The organism is Citrobacter sp. wls757, assembly GCF_005280935.1.
Taxonomy (GTDB): domain Bacteria; phylum Pseudomonadota; class Gammaproteobacteria; order Enterobacterales; family Enterobacteriaceae; genus Citrobacter; species Citrobacter portucalensis.
This window is the reverse complement of sequence record NZ_SZWU01000060.1, coordinates 40983-45733: the sequence shown is the minus strand read 5'-3', so window position 1 is coordinate 45733 and position 4751 is coordinate 40983. Positions and strand designations below refer to the sequence as shown.

Here is a 4751-nt window from a genome sequence, read left to right as displayed (position 1 = left end):
AGAAACGCGCCTGGCGGCTCATTCTGGCGCCTGAGTCCTGCAACGCCAGGCCGATAAAAATCAGAATGAATATCAGCCAAAAAACGAGATTCAGTCCACTTTGAAAATCGGGCGTTGGCGAGTTATACCAGAACACGTTAAGAAAAGGTGTGTTCACCCGCATCATGTCGATCATCACATGGGCAAAATCGAGCATGACCGCGTTAATCCCTTCCTGCTTTTCGCTGTGCGCGTACATAAACTTCAGTACTGAAACCAGCGTTGAAATCAGCGCGGGAATGAAAACCACCCATCCCACCAGCCTTTTCAAGATGGCAATGCGTCCAGCTTGTTGATACGTCATGAGTTCCCCTTGATTAAGACGTGTCATTTTGGCCTAAGTTTACCCGTTGATTACCGTTTTCGCCTGATCTTTAAAGGCGGTATACTGCTGAATTAGCCATAATGAACGCTCAGAGTCCGTCCAGGCTGGCTCTAATCCCTTTTATCACCGTAAAGGAGAGGTTGTAATGTCAACCCCGCGTCAAATTCTTGCTGCAATTTTCGATATGGATGGGTTACTGGTCGATTCTGAACCGCTTTGGGATCAGGCTGAACTGGATGTGATAGCAAGTTTAGGCGTTGATATCTCCCGCCGCCATGAACTTCCCGATACCCTTGGCTTACGCATCGACATGGTGGTTGATTTGTGGTTTGCGCAGCAACCCTGGAACGGCCCCTCACGTCAGGAAGTCACCGAGCGCATCATTACCCGGGCCATTGCGTTGGTTGAAGAGACAAAACCGCTGCTGCCAGGCGTTCGTGAAGCTGTGGCACTGTGCAAATCTCAGGGAATCAAAGTAGGACTGGCATCCGCCTCGCCGCTACATATGCTGGAAAAAGTGCTGACCATGTTTGATCTGCGCGATGACTTCGACGCGCTGGCTTCTGCAGAAAAACTGCCTTACAGCAAACCGCACCCGCAAGTTTACCTCGATTGTGCGGCAAAACTGGGCATTGACCCGTTAAACTGCGTAGCACTGGAAGACTCAGTGAACGGCATGATTGCCTCGAAAGCTGCCCGTATGCGTTCCATCGTCGTACCAGCGCATGAGAATCAGGACGATCCTCGCTTCGTGCTTGCCGACGTCAAACTAACCTCGCTCACCGAACTCACAGCCGCTCATCTGCGCGGCTAATCCTGTAACGGGCAATGATCGTATTGCCCGTCTTTTCAGACTTTCTATTTTAAAACGACGTTTCATTTTTAATTGTATTTCTGTTTAACCTCTCCTATCCTTGCCCTATAGCGCAAGCGTTAATGACATAAATAGTTGAGGTAAACATGATTCAGGAAGCTTTTCGTCTCGAGGGTAAAGTCGCCATCGTCACTGGATGTGACACCGGCCTCGGGCAGGGTATGGCAGTGGCGCTGGCTGAAGCGGGCTGCGATGTAGTCGGCGTGAATCGTAAAATACCGCATGAAACCGCAGAGAAAATTAACGCCTTCGGTCGACGCTTTATGGCCATTCAGGCCGACCTCAGTCAACAAGATGTTCTCACCAGCATCGTGACACAAACGGTATCGGCGTTTGGCCGGGTCGATATTCTGGTCAACAATGCAGGAACTATACGCCGTCAGGATGCACTGGACTTCAGTGAAAAAGATTGGGATGACGTGATGAATCTGAATCTAAAATCCGTTTTCTTTCTGTCGCAGGCCGTGGCGCGCCAGTTTCTCGCTCAGGGCAATGGCGGAAAAATCATTAACATTGCCTCGATGCTCTCTTTTCAGGGGGGTATCCGTGTACCTTCCTATACCGCATCAAAAAGCGGCGTTCTGGGCATCACTCGCCTGCTCGCCAATGAATGGGCGGCCAAAGGAATTAATGTCAACGCCATCGCGCCCGGCTATATGGCGACCAACAACACCCAGCAACTGCGCGCAGACAGCGAGCGCAATAAGGAGATTATCGATCGTATTCCCGCAGGGCGCTGGGGCACGCCGGATGATCTAAAAGGTCCGGTCGTGTTCCTCGCAAGTCCCGCCTCTGACTATATTCATGGCTATACGCTGGCCGTGGACGGTGGTTGGCTGGCGCGGTAAAGGCGCACTTGTGACAAAGGGTTACAACGTCACCTCTTCCGCCTACTGTATAAAACCCCTATACTGTATGAATCGACAGTTTATTGGGTTTTATCATGACGGCGGAAGGCCACCTTCTTTTTTCTATTGCCTGTGCGGTATTTGCCAAAAATGCCGAGCTAACGCCCGTTCTTGCGCAGGGTGACTGGTGGCATATTGTTCCTTCAGCCATTTTAACGTGCCTGCTGCCGGATATCGATCATCCCAAATCTCTGCTGGGGCAGCGTCTGAAGTGGATATCAAAACCCATTGCCCGCGCATTTGGCCATCGCGGGTTTACGCATAGCCTGCTGGCAGTCTTTGCCCTGCTGGCCACGTTCTACCTGAAAGTCCCGGATACCTGGATAATACCGGCCGATGCCTTACAAGGTATGGTACTCGGCTATCTTAGTCACATTCTGGCTGACATGCTGACTCCAGCAGGCGTTCCCCTGCTTTGGCCCTGCCGCTGGCGTTTTCGTCTGCCCATCCTCGTGCCGCAAAAAGGCAATCAACTGGAGCGGTTTCTGTGCATGGCACTGTTCGCGTGGGCAATCTGGATGCCGCAGACCGTACAAGAGAACAGCGCGGTACGCTGGTCTTCGCAGATGATTAATACGCTACAAATGCAGTTCAATCGTTTCATAACGCATCAGATTGACTAATAAATCAGCCCAAAAGTCATTTTCGGTATAAACAATTCCATTTGAATATAAGAGGCAAGTCACAGTTCTGCTAATCTTGCGCCAACAGAATCACCTTTAAACGGTGATACGCATAATAAGATCAGGAGAACGGGGATGAACTTTCCATTAATCGCGAACATTATCGTGTTCGTAGTGCTGCTGTTCGTGCTGGCGCAAGCCCGTCACAAACAGTGGAGTCTGGCCAAAAAAGTACTGGTCGGTCTGGTCATGGGTGTCGTGTTCGGCCTTGCCCTGCACACCATTTATGGCTCCGACAGCCAGGTTCTTAAAGACTCAGTACAGTGGTTCAACATTGTCGGCAACGGCTATGTCCAACTACTGCAGATGATTGTTATGCCGCTGGTATTTGCGTCTATTCTCAGCGCCGTTGCACGTCTGCATAACGCCTCTCAGTTAGGTAAAATCAGCTTCCTGACCATCGGAACGCTGCTGTTTACCACGCTGATTGCCGCGCTGGTAGGGGTTCTGGTGACCAACCTGTTCGGCCTGACCGCCGAAGGTCTGGTGCAAGGTGGTGCCGAAACCGCCCGTCTGAACGCGATTGAAACCAACTATGTTGGCAAAGTGGCTGACCTCAGCGTTCCGCAACTGGTGCTGTCGTTTATTCCGAAAAACCCGTTTGCCGATCTGACTGGCGCGAACCCGACGTCGATTATCAGCGTGGTTATCTTCGCCGCATTCCTGGGTGTAGCCGCACTGAAACTGCTGAAAGATGATGCACCAAAAGGCGAGCGCGTTCTGGTCGCTATCGATACCCTGCAAAGCTGGGTGATGAAACTGGTTCGTCTGGTGATGCAGTTGACGCCGTACGGTGTTCTGGCGCTGATGACCAAAGTGGTTGCGGGTTCCAACCTGCAGGACATCATCAAGCTGGGTAGCTTCGTCGTGGCCTCTTATCTCGGTCTGGGCATTATGTTCGTGGTACACGGGATCCTGCTGGGTGTGAACGGCGTTAGCCCGTTAAAATACTTCCGCAAGGTATGGCCAGTGCTGACGTTCGCCTTCACCAGTCGTTCCAGCGCAGCCTCAATTCCGCTGAACGTTGAAGCGCAGACCCGTCGTCTGGGCGTGCCTGAATCCATCGCCTCATTTGCCGCCTCGTTTGGTGCCACGATTGGTCAGAACGGTTGTGCGGGCCTGTACCCGGCAATGCTGGCAGTAATGGTTGCACCGACCGTCGGCATCAACCCACTGGACCCAATGTGGATTGCCACGCTGGTTGGTATCGTGACCGTGAGCTCCGCAGGGGTTGCGGGTGTGGGTGGCGGTGCAACATTTGCCGCGCTGATCGTCCTGCCCGCTATGGGTCTGCCGGTCACGCTGGTTGCGCTGCTGATCTCCGTTGAGCCGCTGATCGATATGGGTCGTACCGCGCTGAACGTAAGCGGTTCCATGACTGCCGGTACGCTGACCAGCCAATGGCTCAAGCAGACTGATAAAACGATTCTGGACAGCGACGATAACGCCGAACTGGCGCATCGCTAAGTCTGTCAGCTAAAAAACAAAAAACCGCCGGAGTGTCATGCTCCTGCGGTTTTTTTATATCCATTAATCGCTTAGTTCATTTTCCTGGCGAACCTGATTAGCCCAGCGCTGTGCTGATTCCGGGACCGTAAATGCAGGCGAACGTTGAAACGCCTCCCCCATTAAGACAAAAGCGACATATTTTCCGCGTAGTATCCATACGTCACGAAACGCATCCATTTTAACCGCATGCTCTGGTGGCGCGGGCTCCACGCGAGGAACATAGCTGATAACCGGACGATTTTGTTGGCGAAGAGGTTTCATAATCAGTTGCTTCACTAAAGACAAATTCTAAAAATCAGAAAACCGCTATCTTAGCCGATTTTGCCACTGGGCGGTGCAAAAACAGCGTATTCATGAAGGGAATGACTATATCGGGAATCGCAGACGGGTTGCAGGTGCTATTTGTGCCACAA

At 52.0% G+C, this 4751-nt stretch carries 6 protein-coding genes; 4 read left to right on the top strand and 2 right to left on the bottom strand.

The genetic code is table 11. From position 1 onward, the window contains the following. Positions 1–343 (bottom strand): YniB family protein (locus FDW94_RS24305; protein ID WP_249358549.1); only part of this gene is annotated, 343 nt, incomplete at its 3' end. 166 nt (positions 344–509) lie between these two features. Here FDW94_RS24305 and hxpB point away from each other — a divergent pair. The 4 genes from hxpB to tcyP all read left to right on the top strand — a co-directional run bounded on the left by hxpB (position 510) and on the right by tcyP (position 4296). After that, complete coding sequence (gene hxpB, locus FDW94_RS15095; protein WP_003832561.1) at positions 510–1178, top strand: hexitol phosphatase HxpB; 669 nt, start codon at positions 510–512, stop codon at positions 1176–1178. 146 nt (positions 1179–1324) lie between these two features. Then, complete coding sequence (kduD, locus tag FDW94_RS15090) at positions 1325–2086, top strand: 2-dehydro-3-deoxy-D-gluconate 5-dehydrogenase KduD (protein ID WP_137377825.1); 762 nt, start codon at positions 1325–1327, stop codon at positions 2084–2086. 83 nt (positions 2087–2169) lie between these two features. Beyond that, positions 2170–2769: a metal-dependent hydrolase gene (locus FDW94_RS15085; RefSeq protein WP_008784570.1), complete on the top strand. Its 600-nt coding sequence runs from the start codon at positions 2170–2172 to the stop codon at positions 2767–2769. A 135-nt stretch (positions 2770–2904) separates the two neighbouring features. Then, the gene (gene tcyP, locus FDW94_RS15080; protein WP_006684833.1) at positions 2905–4296 is read left to right on the top strand and encodes a cystine/sulfocysteine:cation symporter; all 1392 of its coding nucleotides are present in this window, start codon (positions 2905–2907) and stop codon (positions 4294–4296) included. Between the two features lie 63 nt (positions 4297–4359). Here tcyP and cedA read toward each other — a convergent pair whose 3' ends face one another. Next, positions 4360–4623, bottom strand: a complete 264-nt coding sequence (gene cedA / locus FDW94_RS15075; RefSeq protein WP_072025560.1) for a cell division activator CedA — start codon at positions 4621–4623, stop codon at positions 4360–4362. Between the last annotated feature and the right edge of the window lie 128 nt (positions 4624–4751).